The organism is Thiohalophilus sp. (assembly GCF_031581315.1).
Lineage (GTDB): Bacteria > Pseudomonadota > Gammaproteobacteria > UBA6429 > Thiohalophilaceae > Thiohalophilus.
In genome coordinates, this window is the sequence record NZ_JAVLAZ010000013.1 from 37,159 (window position 1) to 41,831 (window position 4,673).

Sequence of the window (4,673 nt, forward strand, 5' to 3'; positions counted from 1 at the left end):
GCCTCCAGCCCGCTGGTGCCGGCCAATGATCCGACCCTGCTGTTTACCAATGCCGGCATGGTGCAGTTCAAGGAGACCTTCCTCGGCCAGGAGTCGCGTCCTTACAAACGGGCGGTCAGCTCCCAGCGCTGCGTGCGCGCCGGCGGCAAGCACAACGACCTGGAAAACGTCGGCTATACCGCCCGCCATCACACCTTTTTCGAAATGCTGGGCAACTTCAGCTTCGGCGATTATTTCAAGCGCGAGGCGATCGGCTATGCCTGGGAGTTTTTGACCGACGTGTTGAAACTGCCGGCGGACAAGTTATGGGTGACGGTCTATCAGGACGACGAAGACGCCGCGAACATCTGGCTCAAAGAGATCGGCGTGGACGAACAGCGCTTCACCCGTATCGGTGACAAGCCGGGCGGCAAGCGTTATGAAAGCGACAACTTCTGGTCCATGGGCGACACCGGCCCCTGCGGCCCCTGTACCGAGATTTTCTATGACCACGGTCCCGAGGTTCCCGGCGGGCCGCCCGGCAGCCCCGACGAGGATGGTGATCGTTATATCGAGATATGGAACCTGGTCTTCATGCAGTACGACCGGGACAAGAGCGGCACGCTCAATCCGCTGCCCAAACCGTCGGTGGACACCGGCATGGGGCTGGAGCGGCTGGCCGCGGTCATGCAGGACGTGCACAGCAATTACGCGATCGATCTGTTCCAGCATCTGATCGACGCCGCGGCGAAAGTGACCGGTTATAAAGACAAGCAGGACAACTCCCTCAAGGTGATCGCCGATCACATCCGCTCCTGCAGCTTTTTGATCGTCGATGGGGTAATGCCTTCCAACGAAGGCCGCGGTTATGTGCTGCGCCGGATCATCCGCCGGGCGATTCGTCACGGCCACAAGCTGGAGGCGCCGCAGGGCTTTTTCCATCAGCTGGTGGCGCCGCTGGCCAAAGAGATGGGCGAGGCCTATCCCGAGCTGGTTAAACAGCAGGCGATGGTGGAGAAGATCCTCAAGCAGGAAGAAGAGCGCTTTGCCGAAACCCTGGACCAGGGCATGCAGATCCTGGATCAGGCGATCGCCGATCTGCCCGACAAGACGATCCCTGGCGAGACCATTTTCAAACTGTACGACACCTTCGGTTTTCCGGTGGATCTGACCAACGACATCGCCCGCGAACGCGGCCTGCAACTGGACATGGCCGGTTTCGACAAGGCGATGGCTGCCCAGCGCGAACGGGCCCGTTCCGCCAGCCAGTTCGACGTCGATTACGGCGAGGCCGTGCAGGTGGAGGGTGAGACCGAGTTTACCGGTTACGAGCAGCTGGCCGGCCCGGCCACGGTCGAGGCGATTTATCAAAACGGTAAGCCAGTGGACGAACTGGGCCAGGGCCAGGCCGGGATGCTGGTGCTGGATCGTACCCCGTTTTATGCCGAGGGCGGCGGCCAGGTGGGCGATCGTGGCCGGCTGCAATCGACCGGGGGCAAATTCACGGTTGAGGATACCCGCAAGCAGGGCGGCAAGGTGTTCTTGCACTTCGGCAAGGTGAGCGAAGGGGCCATTAAAACCGGCGAACAGGTCGAGGCGAGCGTGGATGCCGAGCGTCGTCAGGCCACGGCCTATAACCATTCGGCTACCCATCTGCTGCATGCCGCGCTGCGCCATGTGCTGGGCGAGCATGTCACCCAGAAGGGCTCGCTGGTGGACGCCGAGCGCCTGCGTTTCGATTTTTCCCATTTCGAGCCGATCAGCCGCGAACAGCTGCAGCAGATCGAGGCGCTGGTCAATGAACATATCCGCCGCAATCACCCGGTCGAGACCCAGGTGATGGCGCCGGATGCCGCCATCGCTGCCGGCGCACTGGCCCTGTTTGGCGAAAAGTATGGCGAAGCGGTACGGGTCCTGCGCATGGGCGAATTTTCCATGGAGTTGTGCGGGGGCACCCATGTCGAGCGCACCGGCGATATCGGCCTGTTCAAGATTATCAGCGAGGGCGGCGTGGCCGCCGGCGTGCGGCGTATCGAGGCGATGACCGGCCAGCGGGCACTGGCGTGGGTGGAAGAGAACGAAGCCCAGCTGGATGAGCTCTCCGGCCTGTTCAAGGGCGGGCGCGAGCAACTGGCCGAGCGGGTTCGCCAGACGCTGGAACACAACCGCCAGCTGGAAAAAGAAGTGGAGCGGCTCAAGGCCAAACTGGCCAGCAGCCAGGGCTCCGATCTCGCCGCCCAGGCCCAGGAGATCGACGGGCTCCAGGTCCTGGCCGCCCGACTCGACGGCGCCGATCCCAAGTCGCTGCGCGATACCGTGGATCAGCTCAAGAACAAACTCGGTTCGGCGGCCGTGGTGCTGGCCACGGTCAGTGGCGACAAGGTTGCGCTGGTGGCCGGCGTCAGCAAGGACAACACCGACAAACTCAAAGCCGGCGAACTGGTGAATATGGTCGCGCAACAGGTCGGCGGCAAGGGCGGTGGTCGTCCCGACATGGCCCAGGCCGGGGGCAGTCAGCCCGAAGGACTGGATGCCGCCCTGGCCAGCGTCCCCGACTGGGTTCGCACCCAGCTGGCCGGCGTCTGAGGGTAACGGGTTCGGGTCAGCCGGCTATCGGGCCGGTTTTTTTATTTTTTCTGTCTGCTGACGGGTTGAGCGAGGCCTTTTTCGGCCTGCGGGCGGCTGCGCGCCTTTCAATCTTTTGCCAACTAGTGTTTAATTTGCGCCCTTTGGGCACAGCGTAAAGGTGTTATGGCTCTTATTGTTCAAAAATATGGCGGCACCTCGGTCGGCAATGTCGAGAAAATCGAAAATGTCGCCGAGAAAGTGATCGCCAGTCGCCAGGCCGGTCACGACGTGGTCGTGGTGGTCTCCGCCATGAGCGGCGAGACCAACCGGCTGATCGATCTGGCCAGCCAGGTGAGTGACCAGCCCGATCCGCGAGAGTACGATGTACTGGTTTCCACCGGCGAACAGGTGACCATTGCCCTGTTGAGCATGGCGCTGAATGCCCGGGGCTACCCGGCCCGTTCCTATACCGGCTCGCAGGTGCACATCCTGACCGACAGCGCGCACACCAAGGCGCGGATTCTGGATATCGACGAAAGCCGTATGCGCACCGATCTGGATCAGGGCCGGGTCGTGGTGGTGGCCGGTTTTCAGGGGCGCGACGAAGACGGCAATATCACCACTCTGGGCCGCGGTGGTTCTGATACCACGGCAGTCGCTCTGGCGGCGGCCCTTGAGGCGGAGGAATGCCAGATTTATACCGATGTGGATGGGGTTTACACCACCGATCCACGGGTGGTGTCCGAAGCCCGGCGTCTGCGGCGCATCACGTTCGAGGAAATGCTGGAGATGGCCAGCCTGGGATCAAAAGTCCTGCAGATCCGGGCGGTGGAATTTGCCGGCAAATATAATGTCAACTTAAGGGTGTTGTCCTCATTTGAGGAAGGGCCCGGTACACTCATTACCTATGAGGAAGCAGAGGATATGGAACAACCTGTCATCTCCGGCATCGCCTTCAATCGCGATGAAGCCAAGCTGACGATTCTGGGCGTTCCGGATCAGCCTGGCATGGCATTCAGCATCCTGGGGCCGATTGGCGAGGCCAATATCGAAGTGGATATGATTATCCAGAATGTGGGTGCGGACGGCACCACCGACTTCACCTTCACGGTGCATCGCAATGATTACGACAAGACCCTGAAACTGCTGCAGGACATTGCGAAAAAACTGGGCGCGCGCGAGGTTGCCGGTGACAAATCGATTGTTAAAATCTCGCTGGTTGGCGTCGGCATGCGTTCTCACGCCGGAGTGGCCAGCCAGATGTTCGAGGCCCTGGCCAAAGAGGGGATTAATATCATGATGATCTCCACTTCCGAAATCAAAATCTCCGTGGTTGTCGAAGAAAAGTACCTGGAATTGGGGGTACGCTCCCTGCACGGCGCGTTTGAGCTTGAGCACGAAATGGCAGTGTAAATCCGGTTTTTTACCGCCGTTTATTTACTAAAGTTTAGTGACGTGTTGACGATACCTAGGTTTGAGCCTGCCCGCTATCAGGCCTGCCGAAGGACAGAACTTACTGAATTATCCGAAAAGGAGTTAGATTGAAATGCTGATTTTGACCAGACGGGTGGGTGAAACACTCATGATTGGTGACGAAGTCACAGTGACAGTCCTGGGTGTCAAGGGCAACCAGGTGCGCATCGGTGTCAACGCGCCCAAGGATGTTTCCGTCCACCGCGAAGAGATTTACGAGCGGATCAAGAGCGAAGAAGACGGCAGCGCCCAGGAGTCCGGCAGCTGAGACTTTACCTCGGCCCCCGGCCCTAGTATCCTTTGCTCCCCCGGTAAAACGGGGTTCCGGAGAGATGGCCGAGTGGCTGAAGGCGCTCCCCTGCTAAGGGAGTATGGGGTTAATAGCTCCATCGAGGGTTCGAATCCCTCTCTCTCCGCCATATCGAATAAAATTGCCGCCCGGTGGGCGGCATTTTTATTCAGTTTCTAGGTTCTAGTGGCTAGGTGCTAGGGGAACTGGCTTGAAACCAGCCACGATAATCAGTATATTGCGCCTTCCCTGACGATCTGGGGTTACTAGTCACTAGCGACCAGGACCTAGCCCCTGTTTTAAAGCGCCCGTAGCTCAGCTGGATAGAGTACCTGGCTACGAACCAGGCGGTCGGAGGTTCGAA

Annotated in this window: 3 protein-coding genes and 1 tRNA gene; all 4 read left to right on the forward strand. The window is 59.8% G+C overall.

The annotated features are described in order from the left end of the window. Positions 1 to 2,565 (forward strand): alanine--tRNA ligase (gene alaS, locus RI563_RS03230; RefSeq protein WP_310692907.1); only part of this gene is annotated, 2,565 nt, incomplete at its 5' end. 165 nt (positions 2,566 to 2,730) lie between these two features. Then, positions 2,731 to 3,960, forward strand: coding sequence for an aspartate kinase (locus RI563_RS03235; RefSeq protein WP_310692908.1), 1,230 nt, complete (start codon positions 2,731 to 2,733; stop codon positions 3,958 to 3,960). Positions 3,961 to 4,093: 133 nt separating this feature from the next. Then, positions 4,094 to 4,288 (forward strand): carbon storage regulator CsrA, encoded by a 195-nt coding sequence (csrA, locus tag RI563_RS03240; RefSeq protein WP_310692909.1) that lies wholly within the window; start codon positions 4,094 to 4,096, stop codon positions 4,286 to 4,288. 58 nt (positions 4,289 to 4,346) lie between these two features. After that, positions 4,347 to 4,439, forward strand: a tRNA-Ser gene (locus RI563_RS03245). Positions 4,440 to 4,673 lie beyond the last annotated feature (234 nt).

Bases quoted from the DNA above. Each gene is read 5' to 3' on its own strand.
- RI563_RS03235 (WP_310692908.1), top strand. From the start codon at position 2,731: ATGGCTCTTATTGTTCAAAAATATGGCGGCACCTCGGTCGGCAATGTC.
- csrA (WP_310692909.1), top strand. From the start codon at position 4,094: ATGCTGATTTTGACCAGACGGGTGGGTGAAACACTCATGATTGGTGAC.